We start from the raw sequence: 21,281 nt of genomic DNA on the forward strand, positions 1-21,281 counted from the left end.
TTACCAGCCTTTATCCGATGGAGTACACATGAAGAAAATAAGTTTAACGAAGATGATCATATTAGGCCTGATACTCGGCATGATTGCCGGGGTGGCCATAAATAATATGGCCGCGGCTGAAACAGCAAAATCCTATGCAGCAGATATTTCCATTTTCACCACTATATTTTTACGCATGGTGAAAATGATTATCGCGCCATTGGTTATTTCAACTCTGGTTGTTGGTATTGCCAAAATGGGCGATGCCAAAACGCTGGGACGTATATTTTCGAAAACCTTCTTCCTGTTTATTTGCGCCTCTCTGGTGTCAATTGCACTGGGTCTGGTTATCGTTAATATTTTCCAGCCAGGCGCTGGCATCAACTTTGTTCCGCATGACGTCGGAGCTGTTGCCGCCGTTAAATCAGAGCCGTTTACGCTGAAAGTGTTCATCTCGCACGCAGTGCCGACCAGTATTGTCGACGCAATGGCGCGTAACGAAATTCTGCAGATCGTGGTGTTCTCAATTTTCCTCGGTTGCAGCCTGGCCGCAATTGGTGAAAAAGCCGAACCGATTGTGAAGGTTCTGGATTCACTGGTGCACGTCATGCTGAAACTGACTGGCTACGTCATGCTGTTTGCGCCACTGACCGTTTTTGCCGCTATTTCAGGTCTGATTGCCGAACGTGGTCTGGGCGTGATGGTCAGCGCCGGGATCTTTATGGGTGAGTTCTACCTGACGCTGGGTATGCTGTGGGCGATCCTGATTGGCCTGTCAACTATGATAGTCGGGCCTTGCATCGCACGTTTAACGAAATCAATCCTCGAGCCGGCGCTGCTGGCCTTTACGACCTCCAGTTCTGAAGCCGCCTTCCCGGGCACGCTGGACAAGCTGGAAAAATTCGGTGTTTCTTCAAAAATCGCCAGCTTCGTTCTGCCTATCGGTTACTCCTTTAACCTGGTCGGATCCATGGCGTACTGCTCCTTTGCTACCGTCTTTATTGCCCAGGCGTGCAACATCGAACTGAGCATGGGCGAGCAAATTACCATGCTGTTAATCCTGATGCTGACCTCTAAAGGGATGGCGGGCGTACCGCGTGCATCCATGGTGGTTATCGCCGCAACCCTGAATCAGTTCAATATCCCGGAAGCCGGTCTGATCCTGCTGATGGGCGTCGATCCGTTCCTCGATATGGGTCGTTCCGCCACCAACGTCATGAGTAACGCAATGGGTGCTGCCATCGTGGGCCGTTGGGAAGGTGAACACTTCGGCCAGGGTTGCCGTGGAACAGCGCCAGTGAAGACCCCGGAGCAGGAACGCCCGGTTACCGAAACAGAAGTCGCTTTGTCCTGATACTACGTTAATGCCGGATGGCGCTTGCGCTTATCCGGCCTACATAACGTTTAACTATCCGTAGGCCGGATAAGGCGGTACGCCGCCATCCGGCACCAAGATGAGCACACCAACAGGAAAGCACCATGACTAAAACTCTTCTCGGCGTGAGTATTTTTTCCTTCAGCGTTTTGTTTAGCGCAACGACTCTCGCGCAAACCACGCCGGATTACGCAAAGCTTATCGACCAGGCACATCAAAAATATAAAAGTAACAACGATGGTAAAGTCGCCGACTACATCCCTGCCCTGGCGACCTACAGCCCGAATAATTTTGCCATCACCATTGCCACGGTGGACGGCAAGATCTATCAGGTTGGCGATGTTAACAAACCCTTCCCAATGGAATCCCTGAGTAAAGTATTCACCATGGCGCTCGCCATGGAACAGCACGGTCCTCAGGTCGTGCTGGATAAACTCGGGGCCAATGCCACCGGCATGCCTTTCAACTCCGGTTTAGCGGTTGAGCTAACCAAAGGCGCGCCAGAGAACCCGCTGGTTAACGCCGGGGCGATGAGCGCCGTAAGCCTGATTGAAGCCAAAGACAAAACCGATCGCTGGAACAAAATCCTCGACAACCTGAACGTCTGGGCCGATGCCAAACTCACGGTTAACGAGCCGGTTTTCCAATCCGAGATGGAAACCAACCAGCACAATCAGGCGCTGGCGAAGCTGATGGAATCCTATAACAGCTTCTATGGCAACACTGACGAAGCCGTCGAAATTTATACCCGCCAGTGCTCGGTAGATATCACCGTTGAGCAACTGGCCAAAATGGGTGCTGTACTGGCGAACAAAGGCAAATCTCCATTCAACGGCAAGCAGTTGTTGAATGAAAAATATGTTCCACAGGTGCTGGCAGAAATGGCGATTGCCGGACTGTACGACGGCAGCGGTAAATGGCTGTACACCGTTGGCATCCCGGCGAAAAGCGGCGTCGGCGGCGGAATGGTGGCCATTGTCCCGGGGGAATATGCGATTGCCGTCTATTCTCCGCCGCTGGATGAAGCCGGTAACAGCGTTCGCGCCCAGAAAACAATCGAATACGTCGCTGAAGCGACGCAGGCCAATGTCTTTTTAGCAAAATAACTTGATGCCGGATGACGCTTCGCTTATCCGGCCTACGAGTAGCGCATTTATTTACGCCGTGATGCGGCAAAAATGAAGAGGTGAGAAGTAAACATGTCTAAACCATTTGTCTGGCAGGAACTCTTTGTTCAGAGTAAAGATAATACAGAATATGAATTACTGAGTAACCAGCACGTAACGGTCTCGGAGTTAGACGGAGAGGAAGTGATTAAGGTTGCGCCAGAAGCGTTAACCTTATTAGCACAGCAGGCGTTTTATGAGGCTTCATTTTTCCTGCGCGCCGGACATTTAAAACAAATTGCCAGCATTCTGCACGACCCTCAGGCCAGCAGTAACGATAAGTACGTCGCATTACAACTGCTCCGCAATGCTGAAGTTTCGGCCAAAGGCGTCCTGCCCAACTGTCAGGATACCGGGACAGCAACCATTGTGGCCTGCAAAGGACAACATGTCTGGACTGGCGGCGATGACGCAGAAGCATTAAGCAAAGGCGTGTACACCACCTTCATCGAAAACAACCTGCGTTATTCGCAAAATGCCCCGCTGGACATGTATACCGAGGTCAATACCCAGACTAACCTGCCGGCACAAATCGACATTAGCGCCACGCCGGGCAACGAATACCGTTTCCTGTTCGTCAACAAAGGCGGTGGCTCTGCCAACAAAGCGGCGCTGTACCAGGAAACAAAATCCATTCTGCAGCCGGAAAAACTCACCGCGTTTCTGATCGAAAAAATGAAATCACTGGGCACAGCCGCCTGCCCGCCGTATCACATCGCTTTCGTCGTTGGCGGCTTGTCCGCCGACCAGGCGCTCAAGGTTGCCAAACTGGCTTCAACCAAATATTACGATAACCTGCCCACCAGCGGCAACGAACTGGGTCAGGCATTCCGCGATACAGCACTGGAAGCCGAGCTGCTCAATGCCAGCCGTGAATTTGGCATCGGCGCGCAGTTTGGCGGCAAATACTTTGCCCACGATATCCGGGTTATTCGCCTGCCACGTCACGGCGGATCCTGCCCTATCGCGATGGCCCTCTCCTGCTCAGCCGACCGCAACATCAAGGCCAAAATTAACAAACACGGAATCTGGCTGGAGAAACTCGAGCATAATCCGGGCAAATTCATTCCTGATTCACAGCGAGTAGAAAACGGTGCCCAGACCGTACAACTGGATCTGAATCGTCCGCTGCGCGAGATCCTGCATGATCTCTCCACCCTGCCAATAGGCACGCGTTTGTCGTTAAGCGGCCCGATTGTTGTCGCTCGCGATATCGCCCACGCTAACATCAAAGCGCGACTGGATAACGGCGAACCGATGCCGGAATACATGAAAAAGCATATCGTTTATTACGCAGGTCCCGCCAAAACCCCGGAAAATCAGGCCTGTGGCTCAATGGGTCCCACCACCGGCGGGCGTATGGATGGGTATGTCGATGCTTTCCAGGCGCAAGGCGGCAGCCTCATTATGCTCACCAAGGGTAACCGCAGCCAGCAGGTCACTGATGCCTGCCACAAACACGGTGGATTTAGCCTCGGCAGCATTGGCGGTGCCGCAGCCCTGCTGGCTCAGCAGTACGTGAAAAGCCTGCAGTGCCTTGAGTATCCAGAGCTGGGAATGGAAGCGGTGTGGATGATGGAAGTTAAAAATATGCCTGCCTTCGTATTGGTGGATGACAAAGGCAATAATTTCTTTAGCCAGTTTGAACAGCAGCATCGCTGCGCAACCTGTCCGGCAGGACATTAAGGAGTCATCATGGAAGCGCGAGCCAATAATGACAGGCACCGCCAGCGTCAGCAGAAACTGAAAGAACAAGTTGATACCCGCGTGGCGGCGGCAACGGAGAAAAAAGGGATCCTGATGGTCTTCACTGGCAACGGTAAAGGCAAATCCACCGCAGCCTTTGGCACAGCAACACGCGCGGTTGGTCACGGAAAAACCGTTGGCATCGCGCAGTTTATTAAGGGCCAGTGGGATAATGGCGAGTACAACACGCTGCAACCTCTCGGCGTCGAATTTCATATTATGGGCACCGGATTTACCTGGGAAACCCAAAATCGGCAAGCGGATATTGAGGCGGCGACGGTAGTCTGGCAGGAAAGTAAGCGCATGCTGGCTGATGCGCAGTACGATCTAGTGGTGCTGGATGAGCTCACCTACATGCTGGCTTACCACTATCTGGATACCCAGGAGGTCATCAGCGCTATCGAAAATCGCCCTGCGGAGCAAAGCGTCATCGTTACCGGGCGCGGATGCCATGCGCTGTTGCTGGAGCTGGCCGATACGGTCAGTGAAATTCGCCCGGTCAAGCACGCGTTTGACAGTGGAATTCAGGCACAGGTTGGGATCGACTGGTAGTTGTTCTTTTGCCGGAGACGATGCTAAGGCGTCTTATCCGGCCTACCAATCTTGTAGGCCTGATAAGCCACCATCAGGCAGCCGATACCACGGATTTATTCAACAGCCAGTCGCGGAAGATCTGTAAATGCGCGGACTCCGATTTCTCTTCACGCCACGTCATGATGAAACGGTTCCCGGTGCGCATCGGAACATCGCAAGGAATGACCATATCACCACTATCCAGATCGTGCTGAATGGCAAAACGGGGAAGCAGCGCAACCCCAAGATTAGAACGGACCGCCGCAATCAGCATCGACAACAGATCAAATCTCGGGCCTTTATTGACCAGCGGGCTGCTGACGTCGGACAGCGCAAACCATTCCTGCCAGCCTTTGATTCGTGTGCTCTGGTGCAAGAGCGGGTATTCGTTCAGCAGCTCTTCAACAGCCAGTTTCCGTTCCGGTTCGGCCAGCAGACAGCGGCTGCATACCGGCAGAATTTCCTCTTCAAACAGATACTCAACCCCTGACCACGGCGAGTAGAAGTCTTCGCGCATAATTGCCGCGTCATACTCACGATTGAGAAAATCACCCTTATTCGCCAGCGAATGGATGTTTACGATAATATCTGGATTGAGTTTGTTAAACTCGCGCAGGTTTGGGATCAGCCAGTGCGTACTGAACGTCGGATTCACCGCCAGCTCAATAACCTGTACGGTCGGCTGCCAGGTCATTATTGTGGTCGTATCGCGCTCGAGCTTATTTAACGTTTCCTTAACGATATTTAAATAATGTTTGCCGGCCGCATTTAAAAAAATACGTTTTTTCGCATGATTAAATAGCGCGGTATTAAGAAAATCCTCCAGCGCATTCACCTGGCGGAAAACAGCACTTTGTGTTAAAGCCAACTCTTCGGCTGCCCGGGTATAACTTTCGTGACGCGCAACCACTTCAAAAGTTACCAGCAACTCCGTCTTGGGTATTTTTCCTCTCATAACCTCTTCCATATGCAGCGTACAAAAATAGTTTAATAAATAAAAAATAATTCAAGACACCCAGATAAGCATCGAGAGTTATATTTTATTTTATCCATTGATGTCATTGATCCAATCCATGATTTACTCACACTGATGGCGGATAAATATTAACCAATAATACTCAAGCACAACAATAAACACAATTTAAATAAGGTTAAACCTAAGTAAATAGTGCCAATAAGTTCTTAATAATTTTTCAAGTCATCTTGTTTATTGCAGAAAAAACTTTGCGAGATTAATCAATATTATCCATGCGATAATTCTGGATAATTTCACGTTATAACTTACGGGCAAACGACTGCTTTTAATCATTCCTTGATGTAGTTTCTGCCACTTTTTGATAGACGTGATAAAGGACACACTGTGAAAACTTTCGGAAAGGTCTGGCTCGTTGGAGCAGGTCCCGGTGATATTTCATTACTGACTCTCAAAGCGATGATGTGCATTAAACAGGCTGACGTCATTATTTACGATCGGCTGGTCAATCCTAAAATTTTGGAATGGGCATTACCTGATTGCCTGCTCGTGAATGTCGGCAAAAACCCAGGCTTCCATTGTGTTCCCCAGGATGAAATCAATGCTCTGCTGGTCCAGTATGCCCACACGCATCACAACATCGTGCGCCTCAAAGGTGGTGATCCCTATGTTTTTGGCCGTGGGGCTGAAGAGGTAGAGGACCTGGTTGAGACTGGCATCCCTTTCGAAGTCGTACCGGGTATTAGTTCTACTATTGGTGGCCTGACCTATGCCGGGATCCCAGTGACACATCGCGATTTTGCCTCTGGCTTTCACGTGGTAACGGGTCATACACGGGAAGGCAATCAGCAGCAGGACTGGCGTCAACTGGCGAAGCTTAACGGTACGTTGGTCATCGTCATGGGTATCGCCAATCTGGCGTTTATCTGTGAAGAGCTGTTGATGGGTGGGAAATCAGCAGACACGCCCGCCGCGCTAATTATGTCCGCGACCCGAGAAAATCAACGCCGCCTGACCTGTACGCTCGGTTCATTACTGAGTAAAGCTCAGGAAGCAAACATCCTTCCACCGGCGCTGATTGTCATCGGTGATGTAGTGACCCTGAGCGATCGGCTCTCTTTTATACCTGAAGCCATCACACTGCCAGAAAACCTTTACTGCGAAAGTCTGGCGTGACGAAAAGACTGGGGCGACGTTTGATGCGCCGCCCGAAAAACGCGGCAAAAGTAGCTGGTTTGTGCGTATTGCAGTTTCCGCGCAATACTGTCTATAGAATGAACCGGATCGTGTAATAACTCCCCCGCTTTTTGCATTCTTTTCTGACTTACCCAGGTTTTAAAATTAACGCCCTGGCGTTTCTTGAAAAACCGGCTGAAATAGTTTGCGCTTAAACAAACATGAGCAGCGACGGCTTCCAAAGACAATTCACCATACAGATTTTCATCAATGTAACGCAGCGCCGCCATAAGTTTTTTCTCGTGACGCGAAGGTTCAGTAAAATAATGACGAGCGTAACGGGTTGGCGGAACTGAAATCTCCTCAGTAATCAACTGTTGTTTCTCAAAATTATCAACAATAAAACTTAACAAATTTGCTGCTGCCGCCAGCGCATTATTATCCACTACCGCAGACTGGCCCCACTCAGCTTTAAGCATGGGGTTATCAACCCATGAGAATTTATTATCAATAACGATAGCCTTATATTCCTGAAACTTTACCCGCACCTGCCCGCAGATAATAAAACCGTAAAGATGCCCCTCTCGAATTAATGGCATCGAGAACAGGCTTAGTCCCGCATGACAGGTGAGTATTCTGGGTTTAAGCTGTTTTAACGCCTCAAAAGCACAATACTTGTCGCATTTTTGGCAACCCGCTCGATAGCGTTCATCCGCACGCATTAATGAGCAAAACGAATTAAAATTATGACACTTAGACACCGCCTTACCATTAATATCAACGACGACCGTAGCTAACCCGGTTGCACGGGAGAAGAGTTCTGCGATAGAGAAAAAACGTTGTAAATAGTCATCCTGGATTTTCAGCGGCACGTTATCCTCCGGCATTAACAATATTAAAGTCGCTAATATGCAAAATTTAGTCTCAAGAAAGAATGATGCTCACCGCAAAAAATAATCTCATTTATGCAGATGATTATGATCAATCGGCAAGAGAATTATGCGACCACGATAATACTCCGTTGCACACCGCTGACTTCACTTTCTCAAAGATTAACGAATCTTCACACTCTCTTGTGAGACTCTTTTCGCAACACTCAACATCTATCTCTATTATTTTCAATAGATTACTCATTTTTACTGTGAATCAATGATGTGCTTATTTGTGATAATCATCATGTGAATGTGAAAGGCCCTCCTGAATAATATGTTCAATTAGCAAACAATCTGAACGGAGTTGATCCATGGCCGTCACCACAGGCGTTATCGCCGACGATTTCACCGGCGCAACGGACATTGCAAGCTTTATGGCGCAGCAGGGGTGGCGCGTTGCGCTATTGCCTGGAATGCCTGATCCCGCTCAATGCTGGAATGAAGAGGTTGACGCTATCGTCATCTCGCTAAAAAGTCGCTCTTTACCCGCAGAACAGGCCGTCGCACAGTCTCTGTCCTGTGCCCGCTGGCTGAAACAAAAGGCAGGCGTCCGCCAGATCTATTTTAAATATTGTTCAACGTTTGACTCCACGCCAACAGGCAACATTGGACCAGTCAGCGATGCGTTGATGAACGACCTGCAGACTCCTGTGATCGTCCACTGCCCCGCCCTGCCGCAAAACGGGCGCACGGTGGTGCACGGCCATCTTTTTGTAAACGGCGTACTGCTTAACGAGTCCGGAATGGAAAAGCATCCGCTCAATCCCATGACCGATGCCAGCCTGCCGCGCCTGCTGAGCGCGCAAACGCCAGGCGCGGTTGGCTGCATCAACCTCAGGACGCTGCATCAAGGTGTGGAAGCGGTCACTAACGCTCTGGCCCAACTTCAGGCTGAAGGTATGCGTCACATTATCGTCGATACGCTGGATGAAGCAGATCTCAACACGCTGGCGCAAGCACTCCATGCCAGTCCTCTGTTAGCCGGGGGCTCCGGGCTTGGCGGCGCGCTGGCCGCCTGCGCCAGAGGTCAGCAACCCCAGCCGTCGGACGCTTTTCCACTGCCTGCCAAAACGGTGGTGTTCTCCGGTAGTTGCTCGGCGATGAGCAATCGTCAGGTTACTCGTTATAAGGCCGCGGCAGCATCTCGAGTACTCGATGTCGCTCGCTGCCTGTCTGATGCAGAACGCTACACCGATGAACTGTGTGCCTGGACGATGACGCATATCAACGACCCATTCGCGCCGATGATATACGCCACCCAACCGCCAGACGTACTCACACGCATTCAACAGGAGTACGGCGAACAGGCTGCCAGCCAGGCAATCGAACACGCTTTTGCCCGACTGAGCGCCAGGCTACAGGCTGCAGGTGTAAACACTTTTATTGTCGCAGGCGGAGAAACATCCGGCACCGTGGTGGAAGCCTTGCAGGTGAAGCGTCTTTCCGTTGGCAAAGCCATCGCGCCAGGCGTGCCGTGGGTCTTTTCTTCCGGTCTGGCGCTGGCGCTGAAGTCAGGCAACTTTGGTGACGAAGATTTCTTTTTTACTGCCCAGGAGTACGCATTATGAATCCGGTGAGTGAACACCAACTGCGCGAACTACTCGTCCATTATGGCCGTTCCCTGTTTATGCGCGGCTACAGTAGCGGCGGTTCCGGCAATCTCAGCGCCAAACTGCCGGATGGCGGCTATCTGGTGACCCCGACCAACTCCTGTCTGGGCGAGCTTAATCCGGCCACGCTAAGTCGGCTTGATGCCAACGGCGTTCATCTAAGCGGTGACAGCCCCTCAAAAGAGGTGCCCATGCATCTGGCGTGGTATCGGCATCGCCCATCCTGCGGCGCGGTCGTGCACCTGCATTCTCCATGGCTGACCGCGCTCTCCTGCCTGCCGTGCACCACGCCGGAAAACTGTCTGCCGCCATTAACGCCGTACTACGTGATGCGCGTCGGGCAGTTGCCGCTGCTGCCTTATTTCAAGCCAGGCCATGAAGGTATTGCCAGCGCGCTGAGTGAAATTGCAGCAGACCATACGGCAGCGCTGCTGGCCAACCACGGGCCGGTAGTAAGCGGTCGCTCGCTGCGTGAGGCAGTGTTTAACGCCGAAGAGCTGGAAGACAGCGCCCGCATCTGGCTGACGTTAAAACCGCTCGGCTATGTTCCGCTCTCAGAAGAGGCGGTGGCCGAACTTGAACATTCCCGACAAGCGTGAGGTGAGATGATGATCCCCGAGCAACGACGTGATTTTATCTACCGCTACGTGCACGAAAAAAATGCCGCCTCATTTAATGAACTGGCAGATTTGATGAGCGTGTCGCATATGACCGTGCGCCGCGACATTCAATTGCTGGAAGAAGAAGGCAAAGTTATCGCCATTAACGGCGGTGTGAAGCTCAATAACCTGTTGAAATCGGAACTGCCATGGCGGGAAAAAGCTGAGTTGAATCATGACGTGAAGCGCAAAATGGGCCAGCTTGCCGCAATGCTCATTGAGCCCGGACAAACGCTGTATCTGGATGCCGGAACGTCGTTGTTTGAAGTGGCGAAAGCGGTCGCCGCCAGCCACTGTTTCAATCTGACGGTAGTCACCAACGATTTTTCCATCAGCCACTACTTGATGGATATGCCGCACATTACGCTCTATCACACCGGCGGTCTGGTGGATCAACGTAACCGCTCATGTCTTGGAAAAAGCGCCGCCAGTTTTCTGCGTACCATTAATATTGACGTGGCGTTTCTGAGCTCCTCGTCATGGGATACCGAACGCGGTATGTCGACACCGAGTGAAGGGAAAGCCTCGGTCAAAGAAGCGGTGCTCACCGTCTCCCGGCGTCGGGTGCTGGTCTGCGACAGCAGTAAGTTTGGCAAATACGGCATGTTTCACATCTGCGGTCTGCAGCAGTTGACCGACATTATTTCTGATAATCGGTTACCGGAGAACGCTCAGCAAACTATTGCCAGTCAGGGCGTTAAGCTGCATCTGGTTGATGGCCGGGAGGGTGCGCGCCATGCTGAAGTTAGCGGCTAATCTAGACTGGTTGTTTACAGATTTACCGATAGCGGCGCGATTTGCGGCGGCGCAGGCGGCCGGTTTTCGCGGCGTAGAAGGGCTGTTTCTCTGGCAGCACCCGCTGGAGCATTTGCGAGCCGCTCAGCGGGAAACATCCCTGCCGGTTGTGCTGATGAACGCCCCGGCTGGCAACTGGGCGCAAGGTGAACGAGGGCTGGCCGCACAGCCCGATCGAGACAAAGAATTTCGCCATAGCCTGAACGTAGCGCGCGATTATGCCACGGCGCTGGGCTGTCGCCGGGTTCACGTTATGGCCGGCTTGCGCTGCGACGACCTGACGCTACACGCCCAGCGCGATCTCCTGACGAACCGGCTGCGCATCGCCTGCGATGTGATGGCAGACGCGAAAATCGATGTACTGATTGAACCATTAAATTCGCAGGATATGCCCGGTTATTTTATTGACAGTTTTCCGCTGGCCGAGTCAATTATTCACGAAGTTGCCAGGAAAAATATCGGCTTACAGTTTGATATTTACCACTGTCAGAAAATTCATGGCAACGTGGCGAAAAATATCGAACGCTATTTTACCCTTATTAAACATTTTCAAATCGCTTCTGTTCCTTATCGTCATGAACCGGGAACCGGGGAATTAAATGAAACATGGTTATTTGATTTTATAAGAAAAATGAATTACCAGGACTGGATTGGCTGTGAATATCAACCGTCAACATCAGGGCCCGACTCATTAAAATGGATGACGCCTTACCTATAATTTTAATATCTCTGTACCGGAGGAAAAAATGTCGGATACTGTTATTATTTCGCTGGCACCTGTTGCCGCGGATTGCCCCAGAGTTATACCCGAAGAACTGGCGCAGGAAATACTCGCCAGCGTAGAACATGGCGCGTCCATCGTGCATCTACACGTTCGCGATAAACAAGGACGCCTGACACCAGATACTACCGACTTTCAGGCAACCATCGACCGCGTAATGCGCCATTCGGACCTGATTATTCAGGCTTCTACCGGCGGCGTCTCTTCAATGTCCATCGCCGAACGCTGCGCGCCACTGGACTGCCCCGGCGTGGAAATGGCTTCGCTGAACGTCGGTTCCGTCAACCTTGGTGATGCGGTGTACTTTAATCCCGCTCCGGATGTGGAATATTGTTCCCGGCAAATAACCGAACGCCATATTATTCCAGAGTTTGAAGTTTTTGAAATCGGCATGATTAATAACATCCTGATGCTTGAAGATAAAATAAAATTTCAAAAACCCATGCTCTTTAATATCGTTCTCGGTCACCGCGGCAGTACGCCTGCTACCGTTGACGCATTAATTGCTTTGCGTAGCATGATTCCACGCGACGCCTTATGGGGAATTACCCATTTTGGCAGAAAGAATTTCGATATTATCGCTGCTGCCGTCGCTATGGGGGCCAGTGAAGTGCGAATCGGCTTTGAAGATAGTTATTATTTAAGCACCGAAGAAAAAGCGCAGCATAATTATCAGCAGGTCGCCAAACTCGCTACGCTCATTCAGAGTATGGATAAAAAAGTCGCCACACCGGAAATTGCGCGGCGCATGTTATCTATTCCTCCCCGGCAGCAATAACAACAGCAAGGACATTTCAACATGACTATGACCACTGTTATTCACAAAACCGGACTCGGCGTCAGCGTTGCGGGCGCGGCGCTGGCGATTATCGGCGCACTCATCCAGTCCGCGTCCCTGTGGCAGCCGGGGCTGGTGATGTTCACCGCCGGATTCGCCGCCGGTGCAGGCTACTGGCCTGGTTTACGCAGCTATCAGTTTACGCTGTGGATCATCGCCGGTTTTGTTGCCGCCATGACCTGGTCTACGGATCTGATCGTCTGGGGCGGTTTCAATATCACCCATAAATGGATCGTGTTCCTCGTGATTCAGGCCACCATGTTCAGCATGGGCACTAAACTAACAATCCAGGATTTTATTGATGTCGCCAAAATGCCGTGGGCCGTGTTTATCGGTACCTTCTGCCATTTCGTGATCATGCCCCTGCTCGGCCTGACCATCACTCTGGTATTCAATTTTCCGCCTGAAGTCGCGGTAGGCATTTTATTGATTGGCGCTTGCCCCAGCGGTCTCTCGTCGACGGTGATGGTTTACATCGCCAACGCCAACCTCGCGCTGGCGGTGTCAATCGCCGCCGTCTCAACGCTGGCGGCAACGGTGATGACGCCGCTGTGGGTTAATCTGCTGGCGGGTTCGATGATCGATATCCAGCTCACCGCGATGGTGATGGACGTGGTGAAAATCGTATTAATTCCCATCGGCGCGGCAATTCTGCATGACTATCTGAAAACCTATGCAGGCGTACGCGGTCGCCGTGTTGTGCAGGTGCTTGCCGGGATCGGCGCACTTTGGCTGCTGTATATGATTGCCGGCGGCTGGGACGCGCTGTTTGGTCACGCCAGCGCCGAAGCGCAGATGTACGCGGTAGTCCTCAACTTCATGGCAGGCGGTTTCGTCTGGGCATTGTTCTACAACTGGCTGTATGGCCGCGTGGCGGGCGTGAAGAAGGTCATGCCAACCATCTCAATGATGGGGATCATTTTCTTTACCACCACCGCAGCCGCAGCCGGACGCGACAACCTGGTACAGGTCGGCTTCCTGCTCTGCTTCGCCATGTTGATGCACAACCTCGGTGGTTTCCTGATTGGCTATCTGATGAGCCGCTGGATCTTCCGCATGGACGTGCAGTCTGCCCGTACCGTGGCCTTTGAAGTCGGACTGCAAAACGGCGGTATGGCGTCCGGGCTTGCCGCGGCGATGGGCAAACTGGCAACCGTTGGCCTCGCATCAGCGGTGATGACACCGCTGGGCAACGTTAGCGGCTCGCTGCTCGCCAACTACTGGCGCAAAAAAGACGCCAGACAGGCGCAGGCAGCTGCAGCCAAAGATCCCGTTCAACCCGCTTGCGAAAATCTGTCGAAAGGATAATCACGATGAAAACTCTCACTCTGGGACACGCCCTGCGCGCCGTAACCTGTGCGCTAGAGCTCGCCGAAACATGTTACGCAGATCGCCCATTAAGCGTGGCCGTATGCGATACCAATGGAGAACTGCTTAGCTTTGCGCGGATGGATAACGCCAAACTGTTAACCATCGAGTTAACCCAGCGTAAAGCGCGCACCAGTAGCCGCCTGGGTTGCACAACGCAGGCATTTTTACAGCGTCTGCAGAAAGAGCAACTGGATATTAGCTATTTTGCCGACCCGCGTTTTACAGCGCTGCCGGGCGGGATCCCGATTCTGCACCAAGGGAAATGCCTCGGAGCCGTCGCGGTAGGCGGTTTATCCGCACAGGAAGATCATGATGCGGCGCTGGCCGTCGCGGAAACGTTACTCAAGGAGATTGCCCAATGAAAAAAGTCGCCATGCTGCATACCAGTGCAGCCACGCTTGCGATGATGCAACAACTGATCGCCGACATTATGCCGGACGTGGAAGTTATGCACCTGGTTGAAGAATCCATGATCAAGCAGGTAATGAAGGCCCAGGGCGTGACGCCAGATATTGCCGCTCGTATCGCCGACTATGTGCATATTGCTGAAAAGGCGGACTGCGATATCTTTATTACCGCCTGTTCCTCAATTGGTACTGCGGTGGAACAATGCCAGTTTATGACCACACTCCAGCTCGCGCGCATTGACTGCGCGATGGTGGAAGAGGCGATTGAAAAAGGCGAGCGGATCGCCGTGCTGGCTACCGTCGCCACCACGCTGAAGCCGACGCTGGATTACGTGCAGCGCAAAGTCCAACAGAGCGGTCAGCAGCGCACTATCACGCCGATATTAATGGAAGACGCCTTCCATGCGCTGTTAGCAGGAGATATGGACACCCATGACCGTATCGTCAGTGAAGGATTACAGAGCGCCTTTAGCCAGGCGGATGTCGTGATGCTGGCGCAGGCCTCGATGGCGCGGGTGTTACGGCAGCTCCCTGCCCCGCCGGTACCGGTAATGACCTCACCGGAAAGCGGCATTCGCTGGCTGAAGGCGCTGGCGGAAAGCTGAGTTACGGGCAAAAAAAAGGCCATCATCAGATGGCCAACCATGTCGAAACGGGACCAGCCCTTGACTATGCAGAGAGTCAGGGCTGTTTTTTTTAGTTCTTACTTAATAACGGTTTTCAGCGCTTCGCCAATATCGGCCAGGCTACGAACAGTTTTCACGCCTGCGGCTTCCAGCGCAGCAAATTTCTCATCCGCCGTACCTTTACCACCTGCGATGATTGCCCCCGCGTGTCCCATACGTTTGCCTTTCGGCGCGGTAACGCCAGCGATGTAGCCCACAACCGGCTTGGTCACGTGATCTTTGATATAAGCCGCCGCTTCTTCTTCCGCGCTGCCGCCGATCTCACCGATCATGACGATCGCTTCAGTCTGCGGATCTTCCTGGAACAGCTTCAGGATGTCGATGAAGTTAGAGCCAGGGATCGGGTCGCCGCCGATGCCCACACAGGTAGACTGGCCGAAACCGTAGTCGGTGGTCTGCTTAACCGCTTCATAGGTCAGCGTACCGGAACGGGAAACGATGCCCACTTTACCCGGCTTATGAATATGGCCCGGCATGATGCCGATTTTGCATTCGCCCGGGGTGATAACGCCTGGGCAGTTCGGGCCGATCATGCGCACGCCGGCTTCATCGAGCTTCACTTTCACGGTCAGCATATCCAGCGTCGGGATGCCTTCGGTGATGGTGATGATCAGTTTGATGCCTGCATCAATCGCTTCCAGAATGGAGTCTTTGCAGAACGGTGCCGGAACGTAGATAACGGTGGCGGTGGCGCCGGTCGCTTCTACCGCTTCACGTACGGTGTTAAACACCGGCAGCCCCAGGTGCGTGGTGCCGCCTTTGCCAGGCGTTACACCGCCGACCATTTGTGTTCCGTAAGCAATCGCTTGTTCAGAGTGGAATGTCCCCTGGCTACCGGTGAAGCCCTGGCAGATAACCTTGGTATCTTTATTAATTAAAACTGACATTATTTCCCCTCCACTGCGGCAACAACCTGCTGAGCTGCATCCGTCAGACTTTTCGCTGCAATAATATTCAGGCCGCTATCAGCCAGTTTTTTCGCGCCGAGTTCAGCGTTGTTACCTTCCAGACGGACCACGACCGGAACGTTAACGCCCACTTCTGCTACCGCGCCGATGATACCGTCAGCGATCAGGTCGCAACGTACGATACCGCCGAAGATGTTAACCAGTACGGCTTTAACATTGTCGTCAGAGAGAATAATTTTGAACGCTTCGGTTACACGCTCTTTGGTCGCACCGCCGCCCACGTCGAGGAAGTTAGCCGGTTCGCCGCCGTGCAGCTTAACGATGTCCATGGTGCCCATTGCCAGGCCCGCGCCGTTAACCATACAACCGATGTTGCCGTCCAGTGCGACGTAGTTCAGTTCCCACTGTGCAGCCTGCGCTTCACGCGGATCTTCCTGAGACTGGTCGCGCATTTCACGCAGGTCAGCCTGGCGGAACAGCGCGTTGCCGTCAGCGCCCAGTTTGCCGTCGAGGCAGATCAGGTCACCCTGTTTGGTCACCACCAGCGGGTTAATTTCGATCAGCGCCAGGTCGCGCTCCAGGAAGATAGTCGCCAGACCCATGAAGATCTTGGTGAACTGTTGAACCTGCTTACCTTCCAGGCCCAGTTTGAACGCCAGCTCACGGCCCTGGTAAGGCATCGGACCTGCCAGCGGATCGAGCGCCACTTTGTGGATCAGGTGCGGGGTTTCTTCCGCCACTTTTTCGATTTCCACGCCGCCTTCGGTGGAGGCCATGAAGACCACGCGACGGGAGCTACGGTCAACAACTGCGCCGAGGTAGAGTTCTTTACCAATGTCGGTCGCGGCTTCAACCAGAATCTGATTTACCGGTTGACCATGGGCGTCTGTCTGGTAAGTAACCAGACGTTTACCCAGCCAGTGCTCAGCAAAAGCGCGAATGTCTTCTTTGCTGTTTACCACCTTCACACCGCCCGCTTTACCACGGCCACCAGCGTGAACCTGACATTTCACTACCCACGGGCCTGCGCCAATTTTTGATGCAGCTTCTTCGGCTTCACGCGGAGTAGTACAGGCATAACCCACCGGTGCCGGTAAGCCATAGCGGGCAAAAAGTTGTTTTGCCTGATATTCATGTAAGTTCATGTGTTCTGTCCATCCTTCAGGTAATCGTTATCTTTTACCCGTAGGCCTGATAAGCGTCCAGACCTACGGGGCAGGTGATACTCTTATTAACTACACGTCCAGCAGCAGACGCGTTGGATCTTCCAGCAACTCTTTAATGGTTACCAGGAAGCCCACTGACTCACGACCATCGATCAGACGGTGGTCATAAGACAGCGCCAGATACATCATCGGCAGGATTTCAACCTTGCCGTCTACGGCCATCGGACGATCTTTGATGGCATGCATACCCAGGATGGCGCTCTGCGGTGGGTTGATGATCGGCGTAGACATCAGGGAACCGAACACGCCACCGTTAGTGATGGTGAAGTTACCGCCCGTCAGATCTTCGACCGTCAGCTTGCCGTCGCGACCTTTAACTGCCAGTTCTTTGATATTTTTCTCGATATCAGCCATACCCAGCAGATCCACATCACGCAGGACCGGCGTGACCAGGCCACGCGGCGTGGAAACCGCCATGCTAACATCAAAGTAGTTGTGGTAAACCACGTCATCGCCGTCGATGGACGCGTTCACTTCCGGATAGCGTTTCAGCGCTTCAACGACCGCTTTCACGTAGAAAGACATAAAGCCCAGACGGATACCGTGGCGTTTTTCGAACGCGTCGCCGTACTGCTTACGCAGATCCATGATTGGCTTCATGTTGACTTCGTTGAACGTGGTCAGCATGGCGGTGGAGTTTTTCGCTTCCAGCAGACGCTCGGCTACGCGTTTGCGCAGACGGGTCATCGGAACACGTTTTTCACCACGAGCGCCCAGCGCAGGCTGTGCGGCTGGTGCTGCTGCCGGTGCTTTTGCTTCTGCTTTCGCAGCCGGAGCTTTGGCCAGATGTTTTTCAACATCTTCACGGGTGATACGACCGCCAACGCCGGTGCCGTTGATAGCGCTGGCTTCGAGGTTATGCTCACCCAGCAGGCGACGGATCGCCGGGCTCAGGGCATCGTTATTCTGCTCAGCAAGAGATGCCTGCTGGCGCTGCGCCGGGGTAGAATCTTTTTCTTCAGACTTGGCACTGGTCTCTTTACCGGTGCTGTTGCCTTCACGCAGGCGACCGAGGATCTGGCGAGAAGTGACGGTCGTCCCTTCATCTTCCAGAACCGCATCAAGAATACCGTCCGCTGATGCCGGTACTTCCAGTACCACTTTGTCAGTTTCGATTTCTACCAGTACTTCATCACGACGTACTGCATCGCCCGGTTTTTTGTGCCAGGTTGCAACCGTTGCATCCGCTACGGATTCAGGCAGGTCGGGAACAAGAATATCTACGCTACTCATTATTTATCCTTTATTTAATCGACGTTCAGCGCGTCATTAACCAGATCTTGCTGCTGCTTCTGGTGAACAGACATATATCCTACTGCCGGAGAGGCAGAGGCCGGGCGACCTGCATAACGCAGAGCTGACCCAAATGGAATTACTTCACGGAAATGATGCTGGCTGCAGTACCATGCGCCCTGGTTGAGCGGCTCTTCCTGGCACCAGACAAAATCATGTACATGAGCAAACGGTTTCAGCGCTTCCTGCACCGCTTTATGCGGGAACGGATAGAGCTGTTCGATGCGCACAATGGCGACATCTTTTTGGTCGTTTTTGCGGCGTTGCTCCAGCAGGTCGTAATAAACCTTACCAGAACACATCACGACACGCTTCACGCCTTTAGGATCAAGTTCATCGACTTCGCCAATGGCTGGCAGGAAGGCGCCATTTGCCAGTTCGTCCAGCGTAGACACCGCCAGCGGATGACGCAGCAGCGACTTCGGTGACATCACCACCAGCGGACGGCGCATACCGCGCAGCGCCTGACGACGCAGCATGTGGTAAACCTGTGCCGGGGTAGACGGGACGCAAACCTGCATGTTTTGCTCAGCGCAAAGTTGCAGATAACGTTCCAGACGCGCGGAGGAGTGCTCCGGACCCTGACCTTCATAGCCGTGCGGCAGCAGCATAACCAGACCACACATACGGCCCCATTTCTGCTCGCCGGAAGAGATGAACTGGTCGATAACCACCTGCGCACCGTTGGCGAAGTCGCCAAACTGCGCTTCCCAGATGGTCAGCGTACGCGGTTCTGCGGTGGCATAACCGTACTCGAACGCTAACACGGCTTCTTCAGACAGTACTGAGTCCCATACGCGGAACGTGCCCTGTCCGTTATGCACATGCTGCAGCGGCGTGTAGGTTGAACCGTTCGCCTGGTTGTGAATCACCGCGTGACGGTGGAAGAAGGTTCCGCGACCGGAATCTTCACCCGACAGACGAACCGGAATGCCTTCGTCGACCAGCGTGGCGTAGGCCAGATTCTCTGCGCCGCCCCAGTCGAACAGCTTCTCGCCTGCGGCCATGGCCTGACGGTCGCCGTAAATTTTGGCAACACGCGACTGCATTTCAACCGCTTCAGGCACGGTGCTGATGCGTTTTGCCAGCTCCTGCAGACGCTTCATCTCAACTTTGTTCGGGTAGTTTTCATCCCACTCATGGTTGAGGTACGGCGACCAGGTGAAGGAGTGCATATTCATTGGACGCCACTCTTTCACCACGCATTCACCAGCATCCAGCGCGTCACGATACAGATTGACCATTTCGGTCGCATCTTCCAGCGTGGCGACGTTGTCCGCTTCCAGCTTGTCAGCGTAGATTTTACGCGGGGTCGGATGCTTTTTGATTTTCTGATACATCAGCGGCTGGGTTGCGCTCGGCTCGTCAGCTTCGTTGTGGCCGTGACGGCGGTAGCACACCAGATCGATGAAGACATCGCGTTTAAAGGTATTACGGAAATCCAGCGCCAGACGCGTCACGAAAGCGACCGCTTCCGGGTCATCCGCGTTGACGTGGAAAATCGGCGCCTGAACCATCTTACCGATGTCGGTGCAGTATGGTGTGGAACGCGCATCCAGCGGGTTAGAGGTAGTAAAGCCCACCTGGTTGTTGATGACGATGCGAACGGTACCGCCCACTTCGTAACCACGCGCTTTCGACATGTTCAGGGTTTCCTGAACTACGCCCTGCCCGGTAACTGCCGCGTCACCGTGAATGGTGATTGGCAGGACTTTATTGCTGCTCGGCTCGTCCAGCCTGTCCAGACGTGCGCGTACGGAACCGATAACCACCGGGCTAACGATTTCCAGGTGCGATGGGTTAAACGCCAGCGCCAAATGCACCAGACCGCCTTCGGTTTCGATATCCGATGAGAAGCCCATGTGGTACTTCACGTCGCCAGTGCCGAGGTGTTCTTTATGTTTGCCCGCAAATTCGTCGAACAGTTCCTGCGGGCGTTTGCCCAGCACGTTAACCAGAACGTTCAGACGACCACGGTGCGCCATGCCCAGCACCACTTCACGGGTACCGCTGTTACCAGCGTGGCGGATCATCTCTTTGAGCATTGGGATTAACGCATCACCGCCTTCCAGCGAGAAGCGTTTTGCGCCCGGGAACTTAGCGCCCAGGTAGCGTTCCAGACCTTCTGCTGCGGTCAGTTCGCTAAGGAAGCGTTTTTTCTCTTCACTACTGAACGCGGCACGGCCAGACTCGATACGCTGCTGAAGCCAGCGTTTTTCTTCGGTGCTGGTGATGTGCATATACTCGGCGCCAATCGGGCCGCAGTAGGTTTGTTTCAGCGCGACAACCAGGTCGCTCAGCTTCATCGTGTCTTTGCCGCCGGCAAAAGAACCTACGTTAAAGCTTTCCTGGAAATCCGCATCGGTCAGATCGTGGAAAGACGGGTCCAGATCGGCCACATTTTCTTGTTGCCACAGTCCCAGCGGATCGAGATTCGCATGCTGATGACCGCGGAAACGATAGGCGTTAATGAGCTGCAGGACTTTAACCTGCTTCACATTGGCATCAGGGTCGGAAATAGAAGAAGAGTAACGTGGGGTAATCAACGCCTGTCGACGGAAATAATCACGTGTTTTTGAGTGGAGTTGATCCGGTTTGACTCCGGTACCAGGTAACTGCTGGAACGTCGAACGCCAGTTAGCATCTACCGAGTCAGGGTCGGTTAAGAAGTCTTCATAGAGCTGTTCTATCCAGCTCTGGTTAGAACCAGAGAGGTAAGAAGAGTCCAACCAGGCTTTCAAAGCGCTGTTCTGCATCGTGATCCCTTAAGCATCTTTTCTGCTTATT

Annotated in this window: 19 protein-coding genes; 13 read left to right on the forward strand and 6 right to left on the reverse strand. The window is 53.0% G+C overall.

Annotated elements, in window-relative coordinates:
- Positions 1–28 precede the first annotated feature (28 nt).
- The 4 genes from OGV80_RS18395 to cobO all read left to right on the forward strand — a co-directional run bounded on the left by OGV80_RS18395 (position 29) and on the right by cobO (position 4,818).
- Positions 29–1,333 (forward strand): dicarboxylate/amino acid:cation symporter, encoded by a 1,305-nt coding sequence (locus tag OGV80_RS18395; RefSeq protein WP_016152302.1) that lies wholly within the window; start codon positions 29–31, stop codon positions 1,331–1,333.
- A gap of 125 nt (positions 1,334–1,458) precedes the next feature.
- Positions 1,459–2,460 (forward strand): glutaminase A, encoded by a 1,002-nt coding sequence (gene glsA / locus OGV80_RS18400; protein ID WP_075144968.1) that lies wholly within the window; start codon positions 1,459–1,461, stop codon positions 2,458–2,460.
- Between the two features lie 93 nt (positions 2,461–2,553).
- Positions 2,554–4,206 (forward strand): class I fumarate hydratase, encoded by a 1,653-nt coding sequence (locus tag OGV80_RS18405; protein WP_043015637.1) that lies wholly within the window; start codon positions 2,554–2,556, stop codon positions 4,204–4,206.
- Between the two features lie 9 nt (positions 4,207–4,215).
- Positions 4,216–4,818, forward strand: a complete 603-nt coding sequence (gene cobO, locus OGV80_RS18410) for a cob(I)yrinic acid a,c-diamide adenosyltransferase (RefSeq protein WP_047412559.1) — start codon at positions 4,216–4,218, stop codon at positions 4,816–4,818.
- Between the two features lie 73 nt (positions 4,819–4,891).
- On the opposite strand, the gene OGV80_RS18415 is transcribed toward cobO, so the two are convergent.
- A complete protein-coding gene (locus OGV80_RS18415) occupies positions 4,892–5,794 on the reverse strand; it encodes a LysR family transcriptional regulator (protein WP_043015635.1) in 903 nt (300 codons plus the stop codon).
- 405 nt (positions 5,795–6,199) lie between these two features.
- Here OGV80_RS18415 and cobA point away from each other — a divergent pair, with 405 nt between their 5' ends.
- A complete protein-coding gene (cobA, locus tag OGV80_RS18420) occupies positions 6,200–6,988 on the forward strand; it encodes a uroporphyrinogen-III C-methyltransferase (RefSeq protein WP_075144969.1) in 789 nt (262 codons plus the stop codon).
- On the opposite strand, the gene OGV80_RS18425 is transcribed toward cobA, so the two are convergent.
- Positions 6,967–7,860, reverse strand: coding sequence for a PocR ligand-binding domain-containing protein (locus tag OGV80_RS18425; protein ID WP_087053001.1), 894 nt, complete (start codon positions 7,858–7,860; stop codon positions 6,967–6,969). The genes cobA and OGV80_RS18425 overlap by 22 nt on opposite strands.
- A 371-nt stretch (positions 7,861–8,231) precedes the next feature.
- Between OGV80_RS18425 and otnK the strand changes: the two genes are divergently transcribed.
- The 8 genes from otnK to OGV80_RS18465 are packed head-to-tail and all read left to right on the forward strand — an operon-like array spanning position 8,232 to position 14,986.
- Positions 8,232–9,488 (forward strand): 3-oxo-tetronate kinase, encoded by a 1,257-nt coding sequence (otnK, locus tag OGV80_RS18430; RefSeq protein WP_087053002.1) that lies wholly within the window; start codon positions 8,232–8,234, stop codon positions 9,486–9,488.
- Complete coding sequence (otnC, locus tag OGV80_RS18435) at positions 9,485–10,129, forward strand: 3-oxo-tetronate 4-phosphate decarboxylase (protein ID WP_087053003.1); 645 nt, start codon at positions 9,485–9,487, stop codon at positions 10,127–10,129. Before otnK ends, otnC begins: the two co-directional genes overlap by 4 nt.
- Positions 10,130–10,135: 6 nt before the next feature.
- On the forward strand, positions 10,136–10,945 hold the full coding sequence (locus OGV80_RS18440; RefSeq protein ID WP_170928037.1) for a DeoR/GlpR family DNA-binding transcription regulator: 810 nt from the start codon (positions 10,136–10,138) through the stop codon (positions 10,943–10,945).
- A complete protein-coding gene (locus tag OGV80_RS18445; RefSeq protein WP_286515469.1) occupies positions 10,926–11,702 on the forward strand; it encodes a hydroxypyruvate isomerase family protein in 777 nt (258 codons plus the stop codon). The genes OGV80_RS18440 and OGV80_RS18445 overlap by 20 nt, the downstream gene beginning before the upstream one ends.
- 28 nt (positions 11,703–11,730) lie before the next feature.
- Entirely contained in the window at positions 11,731–12,543 is an 813-nt protein-coding gene (locus tag OGV80_RS18450) for a beta-keto acid cleavage family enzyme (RefSeq protein ID WP_075144972.1), read from the forward strand.
- Between the two features lie 21 nt (positions 12,544–12,564).
- Positions 12,565–13,911: a bile acid:sodium symporter family protein gene (locus tag OGV80_RS18455; RefSeq protein ID WP_286515471.1), complete on the forward strand. Its 1,347-nt coding sequence runs from the start codon at positions 12,565–12,567 to the stop codon at positions 13,909–13,911.
- Between the two features lie 5 nt (positions 13,912–13,916).
- Positions 13,917–14,336: a GlcG/HbpS family heme-binding protein gene (locus tag OGV80_RS18460; RefSeq protein WP_087053006.1), complete on the forward strand. Its 420-nt coding sequence runs from the start codon at positions 13,917–13,919 to the stop codon at positions 14,334–14,336.
- Positions 14,333–14,986, forward strand: coding sequence for an aspartate/glutamate racemase family protein (locus tag OGV80_RS18465; RefSeq protein WP_087053007.1), 654 nt, complete (start codon positions 14,333–14,335; stop codon positions 14,984–14,986). The genes OGV80_RS18460 and OGV80_RS18465 overlap by 4 nt, the downstream gene beginning before the upstream one ends.
- 98 nt (positions 14,987–15,084) lie before the next feature.
- Here OGV80_RS18465 and sucD read toward each other — a convergent pair whose 3' ends face one another.
- From sucD to sucA, 4 genes are all read right to left on the reverse strand, one after another.
- On the reverse strand, positions 15,085–15,954 hold the full coding sequence (gene sucD, locus OGV80_RS18470) for a succinate--CoA ligase subunit alpha (RefSeq protein WP_003022929.1): 870 nt from the start codon (positions 15,952–15,954) through the stop codon (positions 15,085–15,087).
- A complete protein-coding gene (sucC, locus tag OGV80_RS18475) occupies positions 15,954–17,120 on the reverse strand; it encodes an ADP-forming succinate--CoA ligase subunit beta (RefSeq protein ID WP_003022927.1) in 1,167 nt (388 codons plus the stop codon). Before sucC ends, sucD begins: the two co-directional genes overlap by 1 nt.
- Positions 17,121–17,210: 90 nt before the next feature.
- Positions 17,211–18,434 carry a 2-oxoglutarate dehydrogenase complex dihydrolipoyllysine-residue succinyltransferase gene (gene odhB / locus OGV80_RS18480; RefSeq protein ID WP_043015624.1) on the reverse strand — a complete coding sequence of 408 codons (1,224 nt, stop codon included), beginning with the start codon at positions 18,432–18,434 and terminating at the stop codon, positions 17,211–17,213.
- A 14-nt stretch (positions 18,435–18,448) separates the two neighbouring features.
- On the reverse strand, positions 18,449–21,250 hold the full coding sequence (gene sucA / locus OGV80_RS18485; protein WP_043015623.1) for a 2-oxoglutarate dehydrogenase E1 component: 2,802 nt from the start codon (positions 21,248–21,250) through the stop codon (positions 18,449–18,451).
- Positions 21,251–21,281: the final 31 nt, after the last annotated feature.

Origin of the sequence: Citrobacter sp. Ce119, from assembly GCF_030334525.1 — a bacterium.
GTDB lineage: Bacteria > Pseudomonadota > Gammaproteobacteria > Enterobacterales > Enterobacteriaceae > Citrobacter > Citrobacter europaeus.

What these genes read in the sequence shown, in the direction of transcription:
- OGV80_RS18460 (WP_087053006.1), top strand. Translation starts at nt 13,917, where the DNA reads ATGAAAACTCTCACTCTGGGACACGCCCTGCGCGCCGTAACCTGTGCG.
- OGV80_RS18450 (WP_075144972.1), top strand. Translation starts at nt 11,731, where the DNA reads ATGTCGGATACTGTTATTATTTCGCTGGCACCTGTTGCCGCGGATTGC.
- otnC (WP_087053003.1), top strand. Translation starts at nt 9,485, where the DNA reads ATGAATCCGGTGAGTGAACACCAACTGCGCGAACTACTCGTCCATTAT.
- odhB (WP_043015624.1), bottom strand. Translation starts at nt 18,434, where the DNA reads ATGAGTAGCGTAGATATTCTTGTTCCCGACCTGCCTGAATCCGTAGCG.
- OGV80_RS18440 (WP_170928037.1), top strand. Translation starts at nt 10,136, where the DNA reads ATGATGATCCCCGAGCAACGACGTGATTTTATCTACCGCTACGTGCAC.
- cobO (WP_047412559.1), top strand. Translation starts at nt 4,216, where the DNA reads ATGGAAGCGCGAGCCAATAATGACAGGCACCGCCAGCGTCAGCAGAAA.
- glsA (WP_075144968.1), top strand. Translation starts at nt 1,459, where the DNA reads ATGACTAAAACTCTTCTCGGCGTGAGTATTTTTTCCTTCAGCGTTTTG.
- OGV80_RS18465 (WP_087053007.1), top strand. Translation starts at nt 14,333, where the DNA reads ATGAAAAAAGTCGCCATGCTGCATACCAGTGCAGCCACGCTTGCGATG.
- OGV80_RS18445 (WP_286515469.1), top strand. Translation starts at nt 10,926, where the DNA reads ATGCTGAAGTTAGCGGCTAATCTAGACTGGTTGTTTACAGATTTACCG.
- sucD (WP_003022929.1), bottom strand. Translation starts at nt 15,954, where the DNA reads ATGTCAGTTTTAATTAATAAAGATACCAAGGTTATCTGCCAGGGCTTC.
- OGV80_RS18405 (WP_043015637.1), top strand. Translation starts at nt 2,554, where the DNA reads ATGTCTAAACCATTTGTCTGGCAGGAACTCTTTGTTCAGAGTAAAGAT.
- otnK (WP_087053002.1), top strand. Translation starts at nt 8,232, where the DNA reads ATGGCCGTCACCACAGGCGTTATCGCCGACGATTTCACCGGCGCAACG.
- sucC (WP_003022927.1), bottom strand. Translation starts at nt 17,120, where the DNA reads ATGAACTTACATGAATATCAGGCAAAACAACTTTTTGCCCGCTATGGC.
- sucA (WP_043015623.1), bottom strand. Translation starts at nt 21,250, where the DNA reads ATGCAGAACAGCGCTTTGAAAGCCTGGTTGGACTCTTCTTACCTCTCT.
- OGV80_RS18395 (WP_016152302.1), top strand. Translation starts at nt 29, where the DNA reads ATGAAGAAAATAAGTTTAACGAAGATGATCATATTAGGCCTGATACTC.
- OGV80_RS18455 (WP_286515471.1), top strand. Translation starts at nt 12,565, where the DNA reads ATGACTATGACCACTGTTATTCACAAAACCGGACTCGGCGTCAGCGTT.
- OGV80_RS18415 (WP_043015635.1), bottom strand. Translation starts at nt 5,794, where the DNA reads ATGAGAGGAAAAATACCCAAGACGGAGTTGCTGGTAACTTTTGAAGTG.